Annotated in this window: 19 protein-coding genes and 1 pseudogene; 10 read left to right on the top strand and 10 right to left on the bottom strand. The window is 60.4% G+C overall.

Annotation, left to right across the window (positions count from 1 at the left end):
• Positions 1 to 41: 41 nt before the first annotated feature.
• Positions 42 to 1,208 (bottom strand): nucleotide sugar dehydrogenase, encoded by a 1,167-nt coding sequence (locus ACXAED_RS25870; protein WP_475054753.1) that lies wholly within the window; start codon positions 1,206 to 1,208, stop codon positions 42 to 44.
• Positions 1,209 to 1,212: 4 nt separating this feature from the next.
• Positions 1,213 to 2,646, bottom strand: a complete 1,434-nt coding sequence (locus ACXAED_RS25865) for a mannose-1-phosphate guanylyltransferase/mannose-6-phosphate isomerase (RefSeq protein WP_475054750.1) — start codon at positions 2,644 to 2,646, stop codon at positions 1,213 to 1,215.
• A gap of 562 nt (positions 2,647 to 3,208) precedes the next feature.
• Between ACXAED_RS25865 and ACXAED_RS25860 the strand changes: the two genes are divergently transcribed.
• Positions 3,209 to 4,240: a replication initiator protein A gene (locus ACXAED_RS25860; protein ID WP_475054747.1), complete on the top strand. Its 1,032-nt coding sequence runs from the start codon at positions 3,209 to 3,211 to the stop codon at positions 4,238 to 4,240.
• Between the two features lie 351 nt (positions 4,241 to 4,591).
• Positions 4,592 to 5,567 (top strand): annotated as a pseudogene (locus tag ACXAED_RS25855) (NAD-dependent epimerase/dehydratase family protein).
• 135 nt (positions 5,568 to 5,702) lie between these two features.
• Here ACXAED_RS25855 and ACXAED_RS25850 read toward each other — a convergent pair.
• Both ACXAED_RS25850 and ACXAED_RS25845 read right to left on the bottom strand, forming a co-directional pair.
• A complete protein-coding gene (locus ACXAED_RS25850; protein WP_475054744.1) occupies positions 5,703 to 7,301 on the bottom strand; it encodes a phage head spike fiber domain-containing protein in 1,599 nt (532 codons plus the stop codon).
• Positions 7,301 to 7,564, bottom strand: a complete 264-nt coding sequence (locus ACXAED_RS25845; RefSeq protein WP_475054741.1) for a spike base protein, RCAP_Rcc01079 family — start codon at positions 7,562 to 7,564, stop codon at positions 7,301 to 7,303. The genes ACXAED_RS25850 and ACXAED_RS25845 overlap by 1 nt, the downstream gene beginning before the upstream one ends.
• Before the next feature lie 348 nt (positions 7,565 to 7,912).
• Between ACXAED_RS25845 and ACXAED_RS25840 the strand changes: the two genes are divergently transcribed.
• The 6 genes from ACXAED_RS25840 to ACXAED_RS25815 all read left to right on the top strand — a co-directional run bounded on the left by ACXAED_RS25840 (position 7,913) and on the right by ACXAED_RS25815 (position 12,643).
• Entirely contained in the window at positions 7,913 to 8,587 is a 675-nt protein-coding gene (locus ACXAED_RS25840) for a division plane positioning ATPase MipZ (protein WP_475054738.1), read from the top strand.
• Positions 8,587 to 8,922 (top strand): hypothetical protein, encoded by a 336-nt coding sequence (locus tag ACXAED_RS25835; protein WP_475054735.1) that lies wholly within the window; start codon positions 8,587 to 8,589, stop codon positions 8,920 to 8,922. Before ACXAED_RS25840 ends, ACXAED_RS25835 begins: the two co-directional genes overlap by 1 nt.
• 46 nt (positions 8,923 to 8,968) lie before the next feature.
• Positions 8,969 to 10,594, top strand: coding sequence for an exosortase E/protease, VPEID-CTERM system (gene xrtE, locus ACXAED_RS25830; RefSeq protein WP_475054732.1), 1,626 nt, complete (start codon positions 8,969 to 8,971; stop codon positions 10,592 to 10,594).
• 301 nt (positions 10,595 to 10,895) lie between these two features.
• Positions 10,896 to 11,384, top strand: a complete 489-nt coding sequence (locus ACXAED_RS25825; RefSeq protein WP_475054730.1) for a hypothetical protein — start codon at positions 10,896 to 10,898, stop codon at positions 11,382 to 11,384.
• Between the two features lie 121 nt (positions 11,385 to 11,505).
• On the top strand, positions 11,506 to 12,246 hold the full coding sequence (locus tag ACXAED_RS25820) for a metallophosphoesterase (RefSeq protein WP_475054728.1): 741 nt from the start codon (positions 11,506 to 11,508) through the stop codon (positions 12,244 to 12,246).
• Between the two features lie 136 nt (positions 12,247 to 12,382).
• On the top strand, positions 12,383 to 12,643 hold the full coding sequence (locus tag ACXAED_RS25815) for a VPEID-CTERM sorting domain-containing protein (RefSeq protein ID WP_475054726.1): 261 nt from the start codon (positions 12,383 to 12,385) through the stop codon (positions 12,641 to 12,643).
• A gap of 88 nt (positions 12,644 to 12,731) precedes the next feature.
• Here ACXAED_RS25815 and ACXAED_RS25810 read toward each other — a convergent pair whose 3' ends face one another.
• The 6 genes from ACXAED_RS25810 to ACXAED_RS25785 form a co-directional block, all read right to left on the bottom strand.
• The gene (locus ACXAED_RS25810) at positions 12,732 to 13,319 is read right to left on the bottom strand and encodes a recombinase family protein (RefSeq protein ID WP_475054725.1); all 588 of its coding nucleotides are present in this window, start codon (positions 13,317 to 13,319) and stop codon (positions 12,732 to 12,734) included.
• A 503-nt stretch (positions 13,320 to 13,822) separates the two neighbouring features.
• Positions 13,823 to 15,193 (bottom strand): hypothetical protein, encoded by a 1,371-nt coding sequence (locus ACXAED_RS25805; RefSeq protein ID WP_475054722.1) that lies wholly within the window; start codon positions 15,191 to 15,193, stop codon positions 13,823 to 13,825.
• On the bottom strand, positions 15,190 to 17,058 hold the full coding sequence (locus ACXAED_RS25800; protein WP_475054720.1) for a site-specific integrase: 1,869 nt from the start codon (positions 17,056 to 17,058) through the stop codon (positions 15,190 to 15,192). The genes ACXAED_RS25805 and ACXAED_RS25800 overlap by 4 nt, the downstream gene beginning before the upstream one ends.
• Positions 17,059 to 17,270: 212 nt before the next feature.
• A complete protein-coding gene (locus ACXAED_RS25795) occupies positions 17,271 to 17,882 on the bottom strand; it encodes a hypothetical protein (RefSeq protein ID WP_475054717.1) in 612 nt (203 codons plus the stop codon).
• Between the two features lie 730 nt (positions 17,883 to 18,612).
• Positions 18,613 to 19,299: a hypothetical protein gene (locus tag ACXAED_RS25790; protein WP_475054716.1), complete on the bottom strand. Its 687-nt coding sequence runs from the start codon at positions 19,297 to 19,299 to the stop codon at positions 18,613 to 18,615.
• Between the two features lie 39 nt (positions 19,300 to 19,338).
• A complete protein-coding gene (locus tag ACXAED_RS25785; protein ID WP_475054713.1) occupies positions 19,339 to 21,201 on the bottom strand; it encodes an AAA family ATPase in 1,863 nt (620 codons plus the stop codon).
• Positions 21,202 to 21,935: 734 nt separating this feature from the next.
• On the opposite strand from ACXAED_RS25785, the gene ACXAED_RS25780 reads away from it, so the two are divergent.
• Positions 21,936 to 22,607 carry a sugar transferase gene (locus ACXAED_RS25780; protein ID WP_475054791.1) on the top strand — a complete coding sequence of 224 codons (672 nt, stop codon included), beginning with the start codon at positions 21,936 to 21,938 and terminating at the stop codon, positions 22,605 to 22,607.
• A gap of 81 nt (positions 22,608 to 22,688) precedes the next feature.
• Positions 22,689 to 23,483, top strand: a 795-nt coding sequence (locus ACXAED_RS25775; RefSeq protein WP_475054712.1) for a GumC family protein, incomplete at its 3' end; no start/stop codon positions are given.

The following is a 23,483-nucleotide window of genomic DNA, read 5'->3' as shown; positions in this document are numbered from 1 at the left end:
GACTACTTCGGTGACCGGGCGCAAAGGCAAGTTCAGGTGCCTCAATCCGCTCCCCACAGATCGCGGGTGAAGACCTTTTCGGCCACGTCCCTGATCTCGTCAGCCATGCGGTTGGCAACGATCAGATCCGCTTCCTCTTTGAAAGCTGCAAGATCTCGGATCACCCGGGAATGAAAGAAATAATCCTCCTCCAGAACCGGCTCGTAGACGATGACCTCGATGCCCTTGGCCTTCAACCGCTTCATGATCCCCTGAATCGAGGACTGGCGGAAATTGTCGGAGCCTGCCTTCATCACCAGGCGGTGGATGCCGACAGTTTTCGGCCCCCGCATTAGGATCTGGTCAGAGAGGAAATCTTTGCGCGTGCGGTTGGCATCGACGATGGCGCGGATCAGGTTCTGCGGTACATGATTGTAATTCGCCAAAAGCTGCTTGGTGTCCTTGGGCAGGCAGTATCCGCCGTAGCCGAACGAGGGGTTGTTGTAATGGCCGCCAATGCGCGGGTCGAGGCTGATACCTTCGATGATCTGGCGGGTGTCCATGCCGCCTGCCATCGCATAGCTGTCCAGTTCGTTGAAGAAGGCCACCCGCATCGCGAGGTAGGTATTGGCAAACAGCTTGACCGCCTCGGCCTCATCCGGGCCGGTGAACAGGACCGGGATGTCATCCTCTTCCGCGCCCTGCCGCAAAAGGGCCGCAAAAACACTGGCCCGCTCGGAGCGTTCGCCGACGATGATGCGGCTGGGATGCAAGTTGTCGTAAAGCGCCCGCCCCTCGCGCAGGAATTCGGGAGAGAAGAGCACCTGATCAGTCTTCAGCATCTCCCGGATCGTGGTCACAAAACCCACCGGGATCGTCGATTTGATGACGATTGCGGCGTTCTGGTTCACTTCCATCACTTGGCGGATCACCGTTTCGACCGAGGAGGTGTCGAAATAGTTCGATCTGGGGTCATAGTTCGTAGGTGTAGCCACGATCACGTAATCTGCATTGCGGTAGGCTGCTGCTGCATCCAAGGTAGCGGTGAGGTCCAGCTGCCGGTTGGCGAGGAATTCCTCCAGCTCAGGGTCCGCGATGGGGCATTGGCGGGCGTTGACCATCCTGACCCGGCTTTCCGAGACATCAACCGCCGTGACCGCGTTGTGCTGCGCCAGCAAGACGGCATTGGACAGACCGACATAGCCCAGTCCTGCAACTGCAATTCTCATAGGATCAGCCTCGCGCATAATCGTCCTCATAGCGCACGATGTCATCCTCGCCCACATAAACGCCCGTCTGCACTTCGATCAGAACCATCGGAACCTTGCCCGGGTTTTCCATCCGGTGAACCGCACCTAGCGGCACGTAGACGCTTTCGTTTTCGGTCACCAGCTTCACCTCACCGTCGACCGTCACCTTTGCGGTGCCCTTCACCACGATCCAGTGCTCGGAGCGATGGACATGGCTTTGCAGCGACAGCGCCGCGCCGGGATGCACCTGGATCCGCTTGACCTGGAACCGGTCGCCCACCACCAGGCTTTCGAACCAGCCCCAGGGGCGGTGATCCTTGGGAAACTGGGTGGCCTGGGCGGCGCCCTTCTGCTTCAGTGCGGCAGCCGCCTTCTTGACGTCCTGGGCGCGGGACTTGTCGGCGACCAACACCGCGTCATTCATCGCCACCGCCATGATGCCGTCCAGCCCGATGCCGACTACCTCCAGCCGTTCGCTGTCCGAACGCAACAGCGTGTCGCGGCAGTCGATCGCCGTGGCGCGGCCGGTGGCGACAACGCCCTCTGCGTCGGGACCGCTTTCACGCCAGACCGCGTCCCAGCCGCCAAGATCCGACCAGGCTGCATCAAAGGGCACCACGGAAAGGTTTGCGGCTTTTTCCATCACCGCATAGTCGATCGAGATGTCTTCGGCCCTGCCCCAGGGATCCGGCGCCAGGCGCAGGAAGCCGAGGTCGGATTTGGCGGCCTCCAGCGCCGCCTCTACCGGAGCTATCAGCGCTGGCGCATGCGCTCTGAAGGCGGCGATGATATCCGCAGCCCGAAACAGGAAGATGCCTGCATTCCATTTGAAATTGCCGGCCGCCAGCATTTCCGCGGCGCGGGCGGCGTCGGGTTTTTCGACGAATTGCTTGAGCGGCACCGCGGCGCCGACTGCTTCCGGTGCGGTGGCAAGCTCGAGATAGCCATAGGCGGTTTCGGCATGGGTGGGGGTGATCCCGAAGGTCACCAGCTGGCCCTGCGCCACCGCCTCGAGGCCGCGGGTAACAGCGGCGTGGAAGGCGTCCGTATCGGGGACGACATGGTCCGACGGGGCCACCAGCAGTACTGCACTTGCATCTTCAGCATATGCGTGAAGGGCGGCTGCCAGTACGGCAGGTGCGGTATTTCGCCCTTCCGGTTCGATAAGGATCGTACCTGGGTCGATGCCTGCCGCCTGCAACTGTTCTGTCACGATGAAACGGAAATCGGAATTTGTCAGCACCATCGGTCCAGCAAACCGCAGGTTGTCTGATTTGCTGGATAAACGACGGGCGGAGGCCTGAAACAAGGACTCTTCGCCCATGATTAGTGCAAATTGCTTGGGATAGCTCTTCCGCGACAAGGGCCAAAGACGGGTTCCGGAACCTCCGCATAGGAGGACGGGGGTAATCAACATGATTAAATACTCGATCAAAGTTCGGTCGCAGTCCGGTCCTAGAGAATGACCTTCTTGGTGACAAGCCTAAGAGCTGTACCGCAGTAAAAATTTCATCATGAGGTTTAAATGCGAGCTCAAGCTCTGCATTGCAGATGCTTTGTTGTAAAAGACAAAACGATGGGATGTGACGAGGCGGCAGATGTCGTCCGGGCGATGGCTGTTCAAGTACGGCGAGTAAATCAACCTCCTTGCCGGTATTGCCGGGCCGTTTTCCGGAACTACAGGGGGTCTCAAAGTGTATGAAGATCCGTCGCTGGGAGTTAAATAGAGTTAGAATCTAGTTACGCCTCTCTAGATGTCGGGTAAGCATCTGAATTAAAATAACCTTCCTGACGGCCTGGTGTGTGAAATGACGAATCTTGGTGTGTGAAATGACGAATCCTGGTGTGTGAAATGACGAAAGGCAGGCAAAGTTATCCACAGGCCGTCAGGTGTGTGAAATGACGTGTCTTGACGGGGTGTGTGTGAAATGACGATAAATGGTGTGTGAAATGACGAACCTTAGTGGATGGTGTGTGAAATGACGAATGTGCGGTCTCCCCTCTTGCCAGATCGCCATCCGCAAAAAGATCTTTTTGTTTGCGATATCGTGGATGCGGTGCCAAAGGGGGATATGGCTTCGATGGAACATCCGGTGTTCACGCTGTCCACGAAGCCGGACATGAAGCCCAGGCGGTATCAGAATGGCGAAAACTTCATTGAGGTCTCGCCATCCCGCTATGGCTTGGCCACGGTGCATGATCGCGATGTGCTGATCTACTGCATCAGCCAGTGTATGGCCGCGCTCAACGAAGGCCGCAAGGTCAGCCGGTCAATGCGGTTCAAGGCACATGACCTCCTGGTGGCAACCAACCGGCAGACGTCCGGCCATGGCTATCATCTTTTGAAGGATGCGCTGCGGCGGCTGCAGGGCACACAGATTGAAACCAACATCCGCCAAGGCGGTAAGGAATACTTCCGGGTGTTCGGCTTGATCGAGTCTGCCGAAATTGTGCGCGAAACCCGTGACGGGCGTATGCAGGATGTTGAAATCACCCTGTCGGACTGGGTTTTTGACGCCATCGCGAACAATCATGTTCTCACTCTGAGCAAGCAGTACTTCTTCCTGCGCAAGCCGCTTGAAAGGCGGTTGTATGAGCTTGCGCGTAAACACTGCGGGGCGCAGCCCCAATGGAAGTGCGGCCTCGAGCTGTTGCGGGAAAAATGCGGATCAGGCTCGACCACCAAGGAGTTCCGGCGCCTGCTGTCGAAAATCATTGCCGATGACGCAGCCCACAACCATTTGCCGGATTATGCCATGATGATCGAAGGGCATAATGTCGTCTTCCGACCCAAGACTGCTGAAGCGGTGGTTTCTCTGCCCTTCCAGGCTCTCAGGTTCCGCAATCCGGACACCCTCGATGAAGCCAAGCAATTGGCGCCGGGCTGGGACGTATATGCCCTGGAAAGCGATTGGAGGGCTTGGGTGTATGAAAAAGCGATCGACGTGAAAGATGCGGACAAGCACTTTCTAGCCTTCTGTAAGAAGCAAGGACCGTACCGGAATGCCTAGGCGCCCGCTGAACTAGAGGGCGGACCAGCCTGAAACACTCGCGCCTAAGACTCCGCTGGTCTCTGGGGGCTCCCGTAGGAACAGAAAATCGGCACCACCATGGTTGAGTTTGCCAGCGTCGCTTGCAGCGGATAAATATGAACGCGTTTTCAGGTCCTCATGCTGTATAGAGACATGTTGCCAAGTGTGTAAAAACACGTTTGGTGGGTGAAAACACGTTATCTGAGTCTTCTCTGTGGCCTGACCGTGCGTCTGATAAATGCGGTCTCCTCACAAGTTACCCGTTTGCTTTGCAGAGTTGAACCTCCGGGGCAAGAATTTCCTTGCCCGGTTTTCCTAGAAGCTCGGCAGGTGTTCCGGCGCCTGCTGGAGGACGGGTTCCGCGTCGTGGGTATCGACAACCTGTCGGATTACTACAGCGTGCAGCTGAAACGGGACCGGCAGGCGATGCTGGAGCAGTATCCGGACTTCAGCGTCATCAACCACAGCGTTGAGGACCCCGGCGTCGTCCTGAGCGCCTTTGCGGAACACAAGCCGGACTATGTGATCCACCTCGCGGCGCAGGCCGGGGTGCGCTATTCGATCGGGCCCCCTCTCCTACCTGGAAAGCAACATCACCGGCGGCTTCGAGATCCTCGAAGCCGCCCGCGCCCATCCACCCCGTCACATGCTGCTGGCCTCCACCTCCTCGGCGTTCGGGGCGAATACCGGCATGCCGTAAAGAGAGACCCAGAAGGCCGATCATCAGATGTCCTTCTATGCCGCCTCGAAAAAAGCGACCGAGAACATGGCGCATTCCTATGCGCATCTGTTCGATCTGCCGGTCACCATGTTCCGCTTCTTTACCGTATATGGACCTTGGGGCCGGCCGGATATGGCGTTGTTCAAATTCACCAAGGCGATCCTCGCGGGCCAGCCGATCGACGTCTACAACCACGGCAACATGCAGCGCGACTTCACCTATGTCACCGATCTGGTCGAAGCGGTCCGGCTGCTGCTGGACGCGGTGCCGGAGCGTCCGGTGGACGGCGTGGTGGAGGAAGGCGACAGCCTGTCGCCGGTGGCGCCGCACCGGGTGGTCAATATCGGCAACTCAATGCCTGTGCAGCTGACGGACTTTATCGACGCCATCGAGGCCGCCACCGGGCGGAAGGCCGAACGCAACCTGATGCCGATGCAGGCAGGCGATGTGCCCGCCACCTGGGCCGATGCGGCGCTGCTGCAGCGGCTGACGGGCTACACGCCCAGGACCGGGGTGGCCGAGGGCGTGGCGCAGTTCGTTGACTGGTACCGGGGGTATTATCCGGCGGCTCCGGGCGGGCAGTGAGCGGCGCGGCGCATTCCCGGTTGCCAGGGTCCAGCATCAACAGGATATCCAGTAGCTATCTGGTATCCTCATCCGGCGGCCGGGAAAGCAGAGCCTGGCCGCCGGATGCGGCGATCTGCGGAGCCAGGCTGATGCTCATACCGGTATTCGCTCTATGCCAAGGCTGCCGTTGAAGGCCGGGGCAAGGCTGAGACCGGCTGCCGCCAGATCCGGCAGGGCCGATGGCGCGGGCGCCGCCAGGACGGTCTTCCCTTCTACCGCCAGTTCCAGAACGGCAGCCCGGTGGCGGGCGGCGAAACGGACCGGCACATAATGGCCGGGCGCATAGGCGGAAATCGCCCCGGCGGCCGTACTGGCGGCACCGGACTGTTCGCTGACAACCTGGATCTGGCCGGTTGCCGCACCGCCGGTGTTCAGATCCGCACTGAGGAAGTTGCTGCCATTGGCCCGCCAGTCGAAGAACCGGGCCGCGGCACTGGAGCCGGTGTCTGCAAAGCTGATGCGGCCCGTCAGGGTATATGAGACCGCGTCCGGCATGCTTGCAGGCAGCACCGATGCGCGGACGGCCAGCGTCTCCGCCGGGCGGACGGCCGCGGTGCCGGTTGTGGGGATGAAGGAGCCGGGCGTATACCCCGCCGTCACTTGGATGGCCGTGCAGACATGCGATCCCGTAACTTGCGATCCGGATGACAGGTTCACCGCAGCGTGGGCCGGGAACACTTGCAACTCGGCAGTGTCATTCAGGCCGCTCAGCAGGGACGGGTCATAGGTGAACCAGGCAAGCCAGTATGTTCCCATGCTGATGACACCCCGCATCTTGGCTCCGCCGGGGTGCTCCGCAAGCCCGCTGTTCCAGTGGTCCTTGATGACGCCGGTCACGGTATCGAAGGAGATGCCGCAATACTGGTTCGCCCCGACAGACAGTCGCGTGCTGAACAAGGATGTTTGGGACGGGTTTTTGCGGACCAGGCAGGAGACGGTGTGAACACCAGCGATTGCACCGATGTCTGCGATGCAGTTTGCGAAGTTCGTGGCGCTGTTGTCCGTCAGCTCCCATGCGGGAACCCCCGCGATGGTGCCGGAGGCTGCCACCGCCAGCTGATTGTTCTTGAGCCAGTATGCATCGGAAAAGTCATGGCTCTGCGCGACGATATTCACTGCGGCCTCATCCTCGATGAGCACCCCTGCCGGTGCGCCAGCCGCATAGGCCTTCCGGCGCGCGGTGAAGGCCGGCGTGCCGCCGGAGGGCACATAGGTTTCAAACCCCGCCCCCAGGAGGTTGTCCGGATTGTCCGCCATGCCGCCGAGATCGGAGCGGTACGCCCACATTCTTGTCACGGCTCCGGACACAGTCAGCGTCAGGGCGGCGGACCCTGCCGTCACAACGGCCGGGCTGCCCTCCGTTGCCACGCCCGCGGCGGCACCGGACAAAGCGACGGATCCATCCCCCTCTATGGCAACCGTATAGCCGGCCGCGGCGGCGACGCTGATCGTCTGGCTGGCCGGGGTCTCGCTGTTCAGCACCAGGTTATGCGCGGCCCAAAGGCAGTCCCCCGCCTGCCCGGTGAAGGTGCGCGGGCCGGTGCCGCTGTAGGCGAAGACCTCGTCAAAGCGTCTAGCCGCGCCCGCCACGGTATACCGGTCCTGCCGGAAGTCCAGGTCGATCAGGGCGGCAGGCGGCGACCAGCGGCCCTGCACGGCGGCACCAGTCATTGAAAGGCCAACATCCAGCATCAGCACCACCCCGCGACATTTGCCGTCGTGCCGGTTGCTTCGATCCCGGCCGCGGAGAATGCAAAAGTCTCGCCTGACGCGACCGGATAGACAACGACCGTCCCCGCAGCATCCCGGACGGCCAGATCCCCGCCGGAGACAACCCGCAGCACGCGCGGGCGCACCGGCAGGTCGGCACCATCCTGGGGGGTAATTTCAAAATGGGTCGCAGCCGGGCTTTCAAGCCCGCGGCGATGGCTTGCGAACGGATCGGTTTGAGGCATGTGTGTACTCCAGAAATTGCAGACCTGCTGAAACCTGCGTCCCGCTTCCTCCGATTGCCCGAATACTGAAGGATCCGGATTAAGGCTGGCAAAACCGGGCGTGCGGCGGATGGCATTCTGCCGCAACGCTTTGAGCGGCTTGCGCGGGCAGAGTGGTATCTTGTGGATATCTTGCAGCTATCCGGTAGCTTCCTGGTGCCGCCCGGGGCTGGCGGGCGGCGTGCAACTCCAGCAGGCCGCGTTAACTGGTACTATATAGATATCAGATAGCTTTCAGATAGTCGGATAGTACCTGTAGATATCTGTCTGCTATCTGATACTGTGAAGAAAAAAAGAGGCGGAGCAGACATGCCGGTAATATCATTTGCAAACCCCAAGGGCGGGGCGGGTAAAACCACGACAGCCCTGATCCTGGCCACTCAGCTGGCGGAAAACGGCGCCAGCGTCACGATCATCGATGCCGATCCCGAACGCTGGATCTCGCAGTGGGGGGCGCTGCCGGGCAAGCCGGACAGCATCACCATCATCGGCGGCGTGACCGAGGAAAGCATTGTCGACCAGATCGAGGAGGCCTCGGCCGCGGCGCAATTCGTCATCGTCGACCTAGAGGGCACCGCCAGCCTGATGGTGGCCAACGCCATCGGCATGTCGGATCTGGTGCTGATCCCGGCGCAGGGCTCTTCGATGGATGCAAGGGGAGGGGCCAAGACCATCCGGCTGATCGCCAATCAGGCCAAGATGGCGCGCCGAGCCATTCCCCATTGCGTGGTGCTGACCCGCACCAGCGCCGCGGTGCGCTCCAGGGCGCTGAAGAATGTGCAGGAGCAGCTCGAAGCCAATGGCATCGAGGTCTGCCGGGTGCCGATCGTCGAACGCGCCGCCTACCGCGACCTGTTCGACTATGGCGGCACGCTGGCGGACCTGGATCCCGCCCAGGTCAGCAATGTGGAAAAGGCCCGGATCAATGCCCGCGAATTTGCCGGCGAAGTGGTGGCCCGCCTGAAGCAGGAGGTGCCCGCCTGATGAGCAAGACCCGTGCAGACCTAGGCTTTGGCGACGCCTTGGGCGACCTCAGCAGTTTCGCCCCCAAGCCCAAATCCGCCCCCAAGGTGGACAGCTCCCAGACGGCCCGGGCGGCCGAGGCCGCCGGTTTCCAAAGCCGCGAGCCCAAGCCCGCGGCCTCCCCAGCAGCAGCCAAACTACCGCGCCGCCGCCGCACTGGTCGCAATGCGCAGTTCAACATCAAGGCGCGGCCGGAAACCATCGAGGCCTTTTACAAGGTGGCCGATGCAAACGGTTGGGGCCTAGGTGAGACCCTTGAACATGCGGTCGCCTTGCTTGAGAAGGAGTATCTCTGACGGAGTAGGGGGGTAACGGTTATGCCCCTCTCTTTCAGAGGCCGTATTGCTAGGTGCCGTTGAGCAGAGGTGTTTGATGCAAGTGATATTGAGAGGACCGTTTCTCCCCAGGCTTGCGGTCTTTGTGATCGTCATTCTGGCCGAAGTATACGCTATCCGGTCTTTTTTTCAGTACAGAGAGCTTTTTTCCTGTGCCGGAACCACTGCCCCCGGTCTGTGCTTCTGGATGACCACTCTGCCTCTTCGCGCGGTCTATGTTAGCTTGGCTCTGGTATTTTCTGTCGCACTGAAGCCGTCGCTCTGGCGGGGTTCCCTTTCCCATCCCCCCGCTTCATTAGTCCGCCCAAAAGCTGCTTTGCTGCATTTCACAGGCTTGGCCATCATATTCATGCCGCTTTGGTGGGTTCCATTCACGGATTTGGAGGCCCAGTTTTCACACGTGGCATCTGCCCTTCTGCTGGGCGCTCTTTGCGCAGCATTGGGAGCGCTGCTGTGGCTCATGCCGCTCAAGGACTGGTGGCGGGGGCTGTTCGGGAACGGACCGTTTTTGCCGCTCACTGTGGCGGCCTTTTTCTTCTTGCCCGATATCGTCGATGCAACCGGCTTCCTTTGGGGCGATAATCAACTCCTGACTTGGCTCACCTTTTCTACAATTGAGCATTTCCTGTCAGTATTCCAGGCAAACGCTACGAGTTTGCCTGAAGAGCGCATTCTTGCTCTGAATGATTTTGCTGTCCATGTCGGTGATCCATGCTCCGGTGTCGAAGGTTTTGCGCTGATTACTCTCTTCATGGGGGGCTATGCCCTGCTTTCCATTGGTACACTACGCATGAAACCCTATTGGTTTCTGCTGTTCCCCGCCGCCCTTCTTCTAAGCTGGGCTTTCAATGTCCTCCGCATTTCCCTTCTGATTTGGCTGGGTGCCAATATCTCGCCGCAGCTGGCGGTGGACGGGTTCCATTCCTATGCCGGCTGGCTTTTATTCTCGCTTCTGGCCTTTGCGGTTCTGGCCGCCGTCCACAACATGGCGTTCTTCCAGGCAAGAACTGCCGCGCCTGGCGCCCGGACAGACCTGCCCCTGGCGGCGGATCCGCTGTTTGCCAGAATCGTGCCTTTCATCCTCTTCATGATGAGCGGCACACTCACCCCGCTGCTCTGGGAAAATCCCGCCGATGGCTACCCGCTGCGGGTGGCATTCATGCTGCTGGGGCTGGCGCTGTTCTGGCCGTCGCTGAAGGCCTTCGGCTGGCGGGCCGGGCCGGGCGATTGGCTGACGGGAGCCGCCGTGGCGGTGCTGTGGCTCTGGCTGGCGCCGGAGAGCGCCGCCAGCGCGGCCGCGGCACCTGATCCCTTCTGGATCCTCTGCCGCCTGCTGGGCACGGTGCTGCTGGTGCCGGTGATCGAAGAGCTGTTCTTCCGCGCCTATGTGCTGGAGCGCATCGCCGGAGGCCCGGCCGCGGCGCCCTGGCGGCCGCTGGCAGGGCTTGTGGTCAGCAGCCTGCTGTTTGCGGCATTGCACGACCGCTGGCTGGCCGGGCTGCTGGCCGGGGCCGCCTTCGGGCTGCTGTATCTGCGCAGCCGCCAGCCGGGCGGCGCGGTGCAGGCGCATATGCTGGCCAATGCCATTATTGCCGCCGTGGCCCTGGCCACCATGAACTATGAGCTGATCTGACCCGGCTCTGCTCCGGCATGCCCCGCAACACGGAAGCGGGGGCTTGACGCCCCAGTGGTACCAATTTGAATTCCGCTGGATACCATAAAAGTCTCGCCGCGCTTCCGGAGGCGGGAGGGGCAGGGGGCTGGGGCATGCCATCCCCGGCAGCGCCTCCCCGGACAGACCCTTAAAATTTATTTAAGCTAAGATCTAAAGTATTGATAATGTACTAATTTTTGCCACATCCCCTCCCCGGCGCCCCCTTGAGGGTTCTTTAGTCCGGTCTCCAACGCCAGTCCTTTGCTTTGGAGATCTGACCATGCCGGCACTGAAATCCGCCTTCCCGGCCACCGTCTTGCTGAAACGCGCCCGGGCAGCGGCCGCCCTTGCACTGGCGCTGCTGCCATTGCAGCCGCAGGCGGCTGCCGCTCAGCAGACCTATGTGGTGGGCAGCGACCGCGGCGGCTATCTGCATGACCGGCTGATCGAGCTGAACAACCTGCAAAAAAACGGTGTGCGGGTCGAGATCCGCGGCCGGGTCTGCTATTCCACCTGCACCATGTTCCTCGGTTTGCCAGGGGCCTGTGTCAACCCCAGCACCACCTTCGGCTTTCACGGCCCCTCGCGCAGCGGCCGCCGCTTGGCGCAGAAGGATTTCGATTATTTCAGCCGGGTGATGGCCGATCACTATCCTAAGCCGCTGAAAGACTGGTTCATGGCGGAAGGCCGCAACCGGATCTCCGGCATCTACAAAATAAAGGGCAGCGAAATCATCCGAATGGGTGTGGAGTCCTGCGGCAGCGCCTGAGCGGGCCTGCTTGCCCCAATGCGGGCAGGCGGCTATCACTGGCCTGACTGCAAATGCCCCGGCGCTTAGCCACGTGCCAGGGAGTACTGCGCCCAACAGGCCACCGGGAGAGCTGCTCATCGTGCTGTCATCCTTGTTCCGGAAGTTCGGAAAGGGCGTTGCCTTTGCGGACCCCGCCCCCGAGGTGCCGCTCTGTGTGATCGGAGATGTGCATGGCTGTCTGCCGCTGCTGGAGCACATGCTGGCACAAGTGCCGCAGGATTATCGGATCATCTTGGCCGGGGATTATATTGACCGTGGCGAGGAGAGCGCCGAGGTGCTGCGCTATCTCAGCGCGCGCCCGGATCTGACCTGCCTTATGGGTAATCACGAGAACATGCTGCTGCGCTTCCTGCAGAACCCCGCCGGCGAGGGCGGGCGCTGGATCAGGAACGGCGGACTGCAGACCTTGGCATCCTTCGGCATCTGCGGCGCTCGCCAGCAGATGAGTTCGGATGAATTGCGCGGCTGCCGCGATCGCCTGCAGGCGGCGATGGGGGAGGCGCTGATTGCTTGGATTGCCAGTCTGGAGACGTCGGTGCTGTCAGGGACCGTGCTGGTGGCTCATGCGGGAGCAGACCCTTGCGTGGCCGCGGATCAGCAAGAGGAGGACGCGCTACTGTGGGGGCACCGGGAGTTCTTCCGCACACCACGCCGGGATGGGATCTGGGTCGTGCATGGTCACACCATCGTCGACAGGCCCGCGGCCGAGCGCGGCCGGATTGCCGTTGATACCGGCGCCTATGCCACCGGAAACCTGTCTGCGGTCTGCCTGGATGGCAGCGCGCCGCAGTTCCTGACCGTGCGTCTGCAGCCAGCCTGAAGCGCGGCCTGCGGTGCTGCCAGGATACAGCCAGACGGCAAAATGTGCCCGATCCGGGCGGCATGTTGAGCAACGGTCGAGAAAGTGTTACGCGTCTTCAGTGCGAATTTGCCCGTTACCCTTTGAGGCCAAGCTGATGAAATCTCTTTTGACTGCCGTGAGCACCGCGATCTTTGCAAACTGCATGACACTATCTGCCGCCTTTGCCGGGCGTGGTAATGGCAATGCGTGGGGAAACGGCAACGGCGGCAACGGCGGAAACGGAAACGGCAATGGATGGGGAAACGGCAATGCGAATAATGTGCCGGAAATCGATGCCAGTGCCGGCCTGCTGGCGCTGGCGGCAGTTGGCGCAGCCCTAATCCTCGCGTGGGAAGTGAACCGCCGCCGCGCCTGAAACGGGGCTCTCCGGATGGCTTGCCGCCAGGCGTCCCCGCGTGGACAGCGGCTGAAGACGCCAGAGAGGGCAGGGGCAGGCGGTCCGCTTACGGCTCATCCGTTCCGGCTGTCCGCTGCAGGACGCGGTAGACGGTGGGCCGGGACACGTCGAACAGCTCGGCCAGATCACTGATAGAGTAATTCCCGGTGTCATACATCCGGCGCAGCTCCGCTTGGCGGCGCGGCGAAAGCTTCGGCCTCTTTCCCTTCAGCTTGCCCTTGGCCCGCGCGATCGCCATGCCTTCGCGGGTGCGCATCCGGATCAGATCCGCCTCGAATTCGGCAAAGGTTGCGAGGATGTTGAAGAACATCTTGCCCATCGGATCGGCGGGGTCATAAACGCTGCGGCCAAGCGCCAGCCTGACCCCGCGCTCTTCCAGCTCCGCGGCGATGGCCCGGGCATCGGGGACCGAGCGCGCCAGACGGTCGAGCTTGGCCACCACAAACGTGTCGCCTTCGCGCACCGCTGCCAGCGCCTGGGCCAGGCCGGGGCGCGCGCGGCTGGTCCCGGTCAGGCCATGATCGGTGTAGATCCGGTCCCCCGGCACATCAAGGCCCAGAAGCGCCGCGCGCTGCGCCGCCAGATCCTGCTTGTCCGTGGAACAGCGGGCATATCCGATGCGGATACCAGTCATCAACACCTCCCCTGGGCCGGACCTGTCCAACGGCCGTCCCCTCCGCGCGCTGTGCAACGCAAAAGACCCCTTCAATGAGAATATAACCGTACCAGTCAAATGAGAACCGGATGGTGCGGAAAACACCGCTGCGGGTTCTTGCGTGTCAATCGTCCGTTGAAGGATCCCCTTCCGGACGCCGGCAGCACCAAGGCATTGGCTTTACTGCCTTGGTGCGTTTTCGGAACCACGGACCCAGCGCTTGGCGGACCTTGGATTTATCTAGGGCCTTCCGCGCTTCTCGAACCACTTCCGGCAGAAACCGACAAACGCCGCATCGGCATCGCGTGGCGGTTCAATGATCCAGTCCCGCCATTCGCGTTCAAGGTAATGCACGTCCCAACCTGGCGCGGCTTGCCGACCGCGTTCGTAGGAGTCCGGCTTCAAGGGAGGGACACGCCCTTCGATAATCGAGGTAGGTAAGCGTGACAGATCCATCCCATTCATGCGCTACCGTAACTGTCTCACGCCCGATCCAAGTCTTTGGCAATCTCGTCGAGGTCGATCAGCCGCCCCGTTGGCAGACGGAATTGGCCCGTGTTTGCCAGTTCTTCCCTGAGATGCCCAATTTTATACATGGTCCGCTTCCTTTTCATCGCGGCGGCGCGAACAGCGTAGTGAACCTCCGATGTGGACATCTGCCGGTGGCCAAGAAGATCCAGAACATCCTTGGGGTCGCTTCCAATCTCGGCCAGATAGTCCGTCATCGCCTTGCGCGCTGCATGGGGGCCGTGACCGGTTCGTTCTTTCACCAATTCCCAGATGCGATTTGTACTATACGCGCGGCGGAGGTCGGTCCGTGCAAACAGGGGGCTCCTCTCGGTCACCCGGTGGCGATAGAGGCTGGCGAAGTCACGGCCTTGCGGCCCCGGTTCCGCCCCGAGGAGGATCAGGTCGTCGAGATATGGCGTCAGCTGGTCCGGTAGGTATTCAAAAGAACGATCAACGCCCGTCTTTCTTGAAAAGTACTCTGAAGACCACCCGCGGGCGTCCCGCGTCACATCTCTTCCGACCGCCAGCCCGAGAATGTCGGAAACCCGTTCGGGAAGGAATGACAGCAGAGAAAGAACCGCCGCCGTGATGAAAAGGCGCTGTACTGTCTGCCGGTTGCCTTTGGTTGCATACGCCTCTTCCGAAACCATGCGCGCTATCCGTGCATAGTCCAGTGGTGACAGAGGCTCTGCACGAAAAGCGGCATTGCGCTGTGAGGGTTCACGAGCCGCTTCTAGTTTCGCAGAGCGCAGCTCATTCCTGACGACCTGCATGGTCTCTTTATTCAGTGCTACCAGGCCGCCGAGACGGCTGATATCCTGAAACTTCCGAACCCTGGATTTCGCGGAAAGCCCGCGAGCTTCAAGTTCAGCGCTGTACGCAGTCAAGCTTTTCCGGTCCAGAGTTTGCGGAAACCCGGCCCGCTGGGCCGCTCCAAGGATCTCTCTCAGTGCATAGGTGAGGTCCTTTTTGAGACGTGCCTTGTAATGGCTGCGTTTGATCACTTCGAGAAGTGATTCTGGCACGGCATCCAGAGGGATTGAGTAAACGGGCGTCCGGCCTTTTCCTGGGCCATGGACAGCGCGCAGGGGGGCGGTAGATTGCTTGATCTCTTGTGCTACGGAATAGATGATCGGCAGGTCTGGGTGCCCGGGAGATGTTGCACTGAGACCGGCAGCCACCCGCTGCAGGATTTCGGCCTTACCTTCAGAAAAGATGTGCAGCAGCTCGGGCGTGATATGTTCCAGCCCGCCGCGCACAAGCATGTATTCTTCAGTGATCTTACGGGTATAGGACCTCAATCTCGTGATGGGCGTGTCTGAGGGCAAATTCTGTCGTGTCATTGCTTCCGCTTTCGTCCTGGATGGTGTGTTTCAGTCAGATTTTCCCGGTATCCGGCCAGTTGCCGCATGGTTTCTTCCCGGCGGCGCATGAGATCCTGGAAAACGTATTGGCGCTCCGCCGTTGCGACCGAGTTGCCCAGCATCCGAGCAGCATCTTCCAGGGGGCAGCCGCAACAGTTGATAAGGATGGAGGCGAGCGCATGGCGGAACAGGTGGGTCGTCATCCGGAGGCCGACATCCTCCGTCCATTCGGCCAGCACACGGTTGTAGCGGGCGCGGCCAATACCGCAGAAGAGCAGGTCTGGCTTTCTATTCTCAGGCCAAAGGAGCCGAGGGTTATGCAGAAGTTCCCGGCGCGGGCCCGCAATGAACCAGTCGAGGATCTGGCGGGGTCGACTTTGCTTGGTATCGGCCAGGATTGCGTCGAAGGTTTTCGGAACCTTCATCCTTGCGGGGGCCACATGAAATTCGATCCGCTTTTGCCCTGTAGGTAAAGATAGATCTGGTTGTTTTCCCTCGAGAACCATGGAGGTCACAGTCCGGGCTCGAAAGGGAATGTGAACGACCATGGCCAGGATCGCCGATAAGATGCAGAGGTTCATCGTCTGCATCTGTTCGTGATACCTTTGTGCGCCGTAGCCTTTCCAGCGCTCCTGCGCTTCAGACCAGCAGATCATGTGCATGTTCAGCAGCAGGCGCTGTTTGTTTTGATCGAGGATGATAGTACGGCAGAATGCGCGGTGCGCATCGGTCATTTCCTGCTTGAAATGCCCCCTCAGGATTTTTCCCAGGCCTTCGGCACCAATAACTTCCGGGGCAGGGGAGCTCGGGTCATGTAGTTCGTATTGCTGCTTTAGAAAATCAGGATGCAACGTGCGGAACATTGTGATGAGGCTTGCCGTCCGGTTGTAGATCGTCTTGGGCGCAATGGGCCGCCAAGAAAATGCCCGTGGCTCCCCATCGTCTGTGTTTGCATCTGCAAGCGCCTCAAAGGCGATCCTGCCCAGCCAGTCCAGCCGAGCGAGGTCGGCCATCCCGATGTTGGCATCCGGGTCCAGTTCTCCCGCTTCGCAGAGAGCGTCGAAGAGCCATCCCGTGGCCTGGCGGTAGATGTTTGTGCTTTCCTGTTCCTTGATCCCGGCTTGGACTGTCACCGAGCGCGTGAACCCTTCGGCAGTCTTTCCCGCAACGCGTTGAGACAGATAGGCTTCCAGCTCCTCGGCAACGCGCGGTGGCAAAGGGCGGCCTCTTCGCATGCTAGAATTGATCTCAATGGAGCCAAATCGCTCGAGCGGGCGCAGGGGGGACGGCAGCTCAGGCCAAAAATCGTCGAAGATCTGTGCCGCGCTTTTGAGGCTTTTGCGCCGCTTCCGGCTGGACCTTTTGAGGACAGCGGTCAGCCACTGCCCCGTCAGACCGGACGGTTCGAGGCCATCTTCAACGGCTGCTGCGCGCAGCGAGCTTGTAATCGGGATCAGGCTCTGATCATTCATCCCGCGGCCTGCCGCCAGTTGCCTGATGGCATCCAAGCAGTTTTCCCAGGGGGCGGTCGTGCAAACGACCGGAACGTCCTCGAGACGGCGAGCAATCGTCCGGAGGCGGCTCTTCCACTGAGCCCGGGCCTGCCGCTCCTTCTTCGATGCGGGGGGCTGCCGGTTCAGGCGTTCGAACAGCAGGTCTACGAAGGCAAGGTCCATCGGAATGGTCGAGAGGTCGCAGGTGATCATCCCAGGAACGGCGGTTTTTGCGATGCGCTTCACTGCGGCACGATAGACGGCTGCACCGGTCTCAAACCGCAGCGGAGGCGTGCCTGTCTCGATCAGGTCAAGAGCATTCTGTGCGGTAAATTTCTGTTGATCGAACATGTGTTATTCCCTTCAAATTTCGGGATCAGATTGGAACGCAAATAACAGTTTTTGCACGTATATTCGGGTTGGAACGCAGAAATAACATGAATAGCCACATCTGGTGGTGCATGGGGACCAAGTTATACTGTTCGTGTTATTTTGCGTTGGCGGGAATTGAGAACGCTTATGCGAATTATGCAGCTCCGGTTCTGTTTTTCGCAGGCCCGGCATCAAACGATCCGTCCGGCAGAAACTGCTTTCTGCAGCGACATGAAAGGCCCGCGCCGGAACCGGTAGACGCCCCGGGTTCCGAACGTGATGTAGGCGGTTTCAGGGATGCCCCCTGACCCGACGAGTTTCCGGATCGACGAGGGGTTCCGGTACCCAAGCAACTCTGCCGCGCCAGATGTATCCAGCAAGTCGCAGTAGAGATCGGGGTATTCTTCCCGGGTAGTGTTTTTCGCAATTTCTGCTGGGATACCTTCCGCACGGAAGATCGAAGCCCAGCTGTAGATCAGGCCTGCTCGCCGACCTTCGTACGGCAGACCGGTCTGAAGCAGTTTTTCCTTGGCCACCGCAGGCGAGATGCGCCAGCGGTTATCTTCGAGTTGCCGCAGCGTGAGGCCGATAGCAGCAGGATCTTGCAGGGCGGGTTTTCCAGCTTTCTCCGCTAGGGCGGCGGCGTCATGAGCGCCACCCGCTGCCTGCAGCATTGCTCGCCGGATCGCATCCCGGTTTCGCTTTGTCCTTGCTGAACCCAGGGACTGTCCCGATCTTTTTTCGCAAGTGCTTCCGCTGATGTTTGCTTGGGCTGCCTTTGCGGCAGGAATGAAGAAATCCATGGCAGATCCGTGTTCAAAAGCTGACGAACGCGAACTGCAGGGATGCTTGGTCAGGCTGGCCGGAAACGGACAGGATTAGGGCATCGACGCTGCATATCGCGGGACCACTCAGAACTGCGATCCAAAGCTCGCACCAAGTTCCAGCCGGAAAATGATCCGCTTATTGCAATCAGTAGATGACCTTTAAGGCGACCCGCTCGTTACTATGTGTCGGGACCCGAGGTGCAGTTAAGCACCGTGTCATCAATAGGTTATCAACGCTCGATTTGACTGTCCAGTGGGGACAGCAAGAAGCGCAGGTAACAACCGCAGAGTGATATGCCGAGGTTAGGTCTCTAAGCAAACCAGGCTTGAGTACTCCGAATTATCCTGCACAGGAGTACTGTATCCCAGGCAGGAGTACTCCACCGTGGCCCCCTCCATTTTTCCGCTTTTGGCGGCCAGGCGGTCCGCTGTTTATGGTCACGTCCGTCAAGCTCGTGTAATTTCCCAGATGGCCTGAGGTCATGGTCATTCGGCTTGGGATGATAGGCTGAGAATGGGTTCCGTCTCCTCTGCGTCGATTTCGGCGAAAGCCTCGCCCCTTTTCATCTACAGGCTCTCCCGCGAACAGGAATTCTGCTGCAGAGATTGCGGATTTTAACTGGCTTGCTTCGGTGGCCATCAGACCGGCCGGGCGCTTTCCGCAGGCCGGGTGCCAGACAGATGACCCTGTCTCAGTCATGGTTGCTCAGGGGCAGAGCACTCCCGCTGCATGTCCCATCCGGGCTGCCCTGTCTTCCGCATGAAACTGGGCGAAAACCGCATTCAGAGAATACCGTGGGGAACCGGCGAGAGCGGCGGCTTGCTCGAATTTGCCCCGGCGGTGACACGCCGCCCTGTTGAGAACGAGCGGCCAGTCTTTCTTGTTGCGACCGGCAAGAAGCGCAGGGAAATTAGTATAAAGCACCCAACGGTATGGGAGGACGAGCCAAGCCGAAGGCATGCCAATCGCGTGGAGGATGGTTCTCGCGATACTGATCGCTATGGAAATATCTTCGGGGCGGTCGGCGTGCCATGCCACGCCCTCTAGTATTTTGACATGCTTTTCGTTTGTCAGAAATAAAGGAGTGCCGTGCCCCCAGACGAGGGTGTGGAGAGCCGAAATACACAGCGCTTCCAGATCGCGCCGCTCTTCTTTTGACGGGAACCACTGCGGATTAAGCAGTATGCAAATAATAGTGTCGCCGAACCCCTGTCGCCACAGGCTGCCCATCAACCGTCCGGCCAGAGCCGCAGATTCTCCAAGGTATACTCGATAATCGGCGTGAAATGCGTAGAGGCCAGCCCCGCGAGGCCGCCACTTGTCAAGATATCGACGCGGAATGCAATAAATGTCGAGGAAAGGTTTGAAGGGCAAAGCCTGATAGAAGGACACGCGGTGTGCTCCTGCTCTTGAACAGAAAGGATGGTGGAACTACTCGCGGCGGGTGAGCTGGCTGAGCCAAGGCCGCAGCTCTTCAGCATTCATTTCGCGCTGGAGGATCAGCGCACCGGCAAGGCTTTCGAGCAGATCCCGGTGCGGCGTGAGGAGGTCTCGTGCATGTTGCTCGAACTGTTGGAGCCTGACGCGCACACGGTCCCAATCAGCTTCGGAAAGCCGCGCCATGTCGGGCTCACCGAGCCATGCGGGGCCATGGATGCCGAGACCGAGCACCCGATCACAATGCAGCTGCAGGCGGGTTGCACGCTCGAGATCGCTGCCCGGACCGCCGCCGCTGCCGGCGCTGATATTTCCGAGCACCAGGTGCTCCGCGGCACGCCCGGCGAGGAGGATTGTCATCTCGCCCTCGAACTCGCGGGTGGTGCCCTCAATGATCGCAGACCCCCGGGTCGTCATCCCTGAATCTTTCTTGATCACGATGCGATCGACGGCCGCTGCGCCGAGCAGCAATGCGGTGACCAGGGCGTGGCCGGATTCATGCAGCGCAATGCGCTGCTCCAGGGCGGGGCGCTGCGGTCGGCTGCATTTCAGGTGTGTGGCAAAATAACCGGCATCGAAAGCGACACCTTCGTTACGGGCCGCAGCCCTCGCCGCGCGGACCATCGCGTCGATCTCCGCTGGAGTCTGGCCGGCGCAGAGGCGCGCCGGGGCCATCACGTCCCCGGGCTTCGGGAACACTTTCCGGAGCATATGAGCGATCTGCCCGAGGGGCGGCCGCTTGAGCTCATGGTGGAGGTCAAAGCGACCGGGCCGGAGGATGGCCGGGTCAAGCGTGCCCACGTCGTTGCACGCGCCTAAGAGGAGGGTGCCGTCAAGCGCAAGCAGCTTGTCTATTTCCTTGAGCAGCGCGTTGATCACTTGCCGGCGGTAGTTGCTGTTGTTCCGATCGCGACTGTCACGCGCGCCAAATGAATCGATCTCGTCGATGAAGGCGATACAAGGGCGCTGTGCGGCCGCCTCGGAAAATGTCCCGAGCATGGCGCCAAGCATATCTCCAAGGTGTCCCCGCGCCTGCCACTCAGCGGCACTCGCGATGATGATCGGCAGGTCGGCCGAACGCGCGATAGCCCTGGTGAGCTCGGTCTTGCCGGTCCCCGGCTCGCCGAAGAGGAGCAGTGAGCGCGGAATGCCGGACCAGCTTGCGGTGCCCTCTATGCAGGCCCGCGCGTCGGCGACGAGGGCCGCCGCGGCCTGGTGGGCTGCGGACGTGCCGCCAATCTCCTCCAGCGTCATGGCCTCCCCCCGGCCACGGCGACCGGACCGTGTCACCTTTCGAAGCTTGCGTGCCGCGTCCCGCGCCGTGGGCCCCCGAAGCGCCATGAGCAATGCCGGGTACTCGAGCTGCGCGAGGGCCGCCTCGTCGGGCAGCAGGCGCGCGATGGCCGCACACTCGGCCTCACAGGTCGTGCCGTAGCGGGAGGTGAGCAGCATCAGCAGGACCTGACGATCGACAGGGAAAAGGCGCCGCGCTTCGGGCAATACCCGTCGAAGAGATTCAGAAAGCGCCACCCCGTCTGGCACCAGGATGAGTACCGGTGCCATAAACGGGAGCGTCTCCCGGATCGCGCCTTCAAAACCGTCGCGTGCAGGCTCCGAGAGGTATCCAGAGCTCCGGAGCTGTGGCGCACAAAGTTGGAGAACGGGTTCGGTCGGTCGAAGGGGGCTGCGGGTGTAGACACGCATGTCTGGTGGCGCGAGACTGCTTTTCAAAAGGACCTCCAGACTGCTCAGCTCGCGTGGCTTGATGCCGGTCAGCACCGTCACGGCTCCGGGGCTGAGAACCTGGTCCCGAAAGGACTGATCCGAGCTCCAGGTCGCAGCCCAGCGGATCAGCATGAGGAGGCGGCCAGGGTGAGCTGCCGTGACTTCATCGTCTGTTGGCTGCTTTCCTGCCCGGCCGGAAGTTTTGGCATCATCGGGTGCGTCGGGATGGGCAGGCGGGTCGGCACTTTTGGGGAGACGGTCGATCAGCGCCCGGGCGAAGGGCGCCCACTCCGGTAGGTGAGGGGTTGGAAGGTCGTCTGCAGAAGGGTCTTGGGTCACTGTGCGTTCCTCTCGAGAGGGCGCCCAATAGGAAGGTCCCGTGCGGGATGCAAGAGTATTCTTATCAGGCTAACACATTGAAATAATTATGCTTTTGTTTTCGCAAATGTTCTTGGACATGTATGCGGCCGCGGTCTTGAGCCCCGGCGCCACAAAACCCCTTGTGCCACAGGCATCCCTGCGCGGCGCACTGACACTTGGCTGGCTCTTCTGACTTCAGAAGGACGGTTTTTCGCATTTTGCCGATGCGGGCGGCGGGCCGGAGTGACCTAACGGCCATAGCTGCCAAGCGGCCCGCGCAGGTCTCGCTTCGCTACACGAAGGCTCCGCTCAGCCCGCGCTACCGTCGGGACTTACACCAATCGTCGGGGCACTGCTTCCCTGCTTCGCCCACAAGCATTAACCAAGTCTCAAAAGTATAGAAAATATTACTTAAGTTTGTTGCAACTTGGGTGTATTGAATGCCTATCCATCCCGCTTGGCGGGTGGGGCTGTTAAAGACGTATTAAATTTCAGGGTATTTGATGATGCAGGATTTTGCACTGACCGCGTATCCCATTGATGGATCTACTGATCACCACCTGCCCGGCTTTTACTCAAGAATTGGGAAACGGGTCTTCGATGTCAGTTTTGCCCTGTTTCTGCTGCCCGTTCTCGTGCCTGTCATCCTGCTGTTGTGGGGCATCGTGCGCCGCGATGGCGGCCCGGGTTTTTTCGGCCATACCCGGGTGGGTCGGGGCGGCAAACCGTTCAAATGCTGGAAGGTCCGCAGCATGGTGGTGGACGCCGAAGCACGGCTGCAGGCCCATCTGGACTCCAGCCCCGAGGCCGCTGCGGAATGGGCGCGCGACCACAAGCTGACCAATGACCCGCGCATCAACCGGCTGGGCTATTTCATGCGCAAGACTAGCCTGGATGAGTTGCCTCAAATCTGGAACGTGCTGAAGGGCGAGATGAGCTTTGTCGGTCCGCGCCCCATCGTCACCAAAGAACTGTCCAAGTACGGCAGCAGCCTCCCGGCCTATCTGGCCCAGAAACCCGGCATCACCGGTCTGTGGCAGGTCTCCGGCCGCAATGACATCAGCTATGAAGAGCGGGTGGCGTTGGATGTGGCCTATCTGACCCGGTGCGGCTTCCTCAAAGATATGAAAATCATCATCCGCACAGGAGCAGCAGTTCTGGGCAGAACCGGCCGCTGATCGCCCCGCACGGCTCCGGAACCGGTTTACAGGCCTTTCTTCTTGAAGCCGCCGCGTGTATGCGGGGGATGATGCGCGCGCGTGGCGCGCATCAATTATTACGGTATTCGAGTACTCATGAAACAAACGCCTTTGAAGGAAGCTTCTTTCCCGGTGCAACGTTCTGCGACCGCCCAAATGCCGGAAGACGATGTCATCGATCTCGGTGCCTTGTTCGCCACCCTGTGGCGCGGCAAGTGGATCATGCTGCTGGCAACCATAGCGACCATTTTCATTGGCGGCTTTTATGCATTTGTTGCATCGGTGCCGCTCTATACCTCCAGCGCCGTGGTGATGCTGGAGACCAAGCAGCAAAGTGTGGTCGATCTGCAAAGCGTTGTCAGTGGCCTGTCCGGCGATTTTGCTGAGGTCAACTCTGAATTGGAGGTTCTAAGATCCCGCGGGCTGATGAGCAAGGTCGTGGACAAGCTCAGCCTGCTGGAGGATCCGGAATTCAACGGTACATTGGCTGAACCCTCTGCTGTGAGAAAACTGGTCTGGACGGTGAAATCGCAGATCAAATCGCTGCTTGGACTGCAGCCGCCGCCTGCGGAAATGCCGCAAGACCTAGTGCAGCAGCTCATCCGGGACAGTGTGGTGTCCGCCCTTCAGAACAAGGTATCGGTGCGCAACCTGCCGCAGACACTGGTGTTCCGGATCACGGTGGAAACGGAATCCGCCCGCAAATCCGCGTTGATCGCCGACACCATCGTTGACCTCTATATCCTCAACCAGATCGAGGTGAAATTCGAGGCCACCGAACAGGCGACAACCTGGCTGACTGACCGGGTGGCGGAGTTGCAGGCGGAGCTTGAGACCGCCGAAGCCAAGGCAAAT

Source organism: Leisingera sp. ABM4_103, assembly GCF_056158685.1.
Note: the sequence above shows the minus strand (reverse complement) of the source record. Positions and strands in the feature narration are given on the sequence as shown.

What these genes read in the sequence shown, in the direction of transcription:
- ACXAED_RS25870 (WP_475054753.1), bottom strand. Translation starts at nt 1,208, where the DNA reads ATGAGAATTGCAGTTGCAGGACTGGGCTATGTCGGTCTGTCCAATGCC.
- ACXAED_RS25865 (WP_475054750.1), bottom strand. Translation starts at nt 2,646, where the DNA reads ATGTTGATTACCCCCGTCCTCCTATGCGGAGGTTCCGGAACCCGTCTT.
- ACXAED_RS25860 (WP_475054747.1), top strand. Translation starts at nt 3,209, where the DNA reads ATGACGAATGTGCGGTCTCCCCTCTTGCCAGATCGCCATCCGCAAAAA.
- ACXAED_RS25850 (WP_475054744.1), bottom strand. Translation starts at nt 7,301, where the DNA reads ATGCTGGATGTTGGCCTTTCAATGACTGGTGCCGCCGTGCAGGGCCGC.
- ACXAED_RS25845 (WP_475054741.1), bottom strand. Translation starts at nt 7,564, where the DNA reads ATGCCTCAAACCGATCCGTTCGCAAGCCATCGCCGCGGGCTTGAAAGC.
- ACXAED_RS25840 (WP_475054738.1), top strand. Translation starts at nt 7,913, where the DNA reads ATGCCGGTAATATCATTTGCAAACCCCAAGGGCGGGGCGGGTAAAACC.
- ACXAED_RS25835 (WP_475054735.1), top strand. Translation starts at nt 8,587, where the DNA reads ATGAGCAAGACCCGTGCAGACCTAGGCTTTGGCGACGCCTTGGGCGAC.
- ACXAED_RS25825 (WP_475054730.1), top strand. Translation starts at nt 10,896, where the DNA reads ATGCCGGCACTGAAATCCGCCTTCCCGGCCACCGTCTTGCTGAAACGC.
- ACXAED_RS25815 (WP_475054726.1), top strand. Translation starts at nt 12,383, where the DNA reads ATGAAATCTCTTTTGACTGCCGTGAGCACCGCGATCTTTGCAAACTGC.
- ACXAED_RS25810 (WP_475054725.1), bottom strand. Translation starts at nt 13,319, where the DNA reads ATGACTGGTATCCGCATCGGATATGCCCGCTGTTCCACGGACAAGCAG.
- ACXAED_RS25805 (WP_475054722.1), bottom strand. Translation starts at nt 15,193, where the DNA reads ATGACACGACAGAATTTGCCCTCAGACACGCCCATCACGAGATTGAGG.
- ACXAED_RS25800 (WP_475054720.1), bottom strand. Translation starts at nt 17,058, where the DNA reads ATGTTCGATCAACAGAAATTTACCGCACAGAATGCTCTTGACCTGATC.
- ACXAED_RS25795 (WP_475054717.1), bottom strand. Translation starts at nt 17,882, where the DNA reads ATGGATTTCTTCATTCCTGCCGCAAAGGCAGCCCAAGCAAACATCAGC.
- ACXAED_RS25785 (WP_475054713.1), bottom strand. Translation starts at nt 21,201, where the DNA reads ATGCTGATCCGCTGGGCTGCGACCTGGAGCTCGGATCAGTCCTTTCGG.
- ACXAED_RS25780 (WP_475054791.1), top strand. Translation starts at nt 21,936, where the DNA reads ATGCAGGATTTTGCACTGACCGCGTATCCCATTGATGGATCTACTGAT.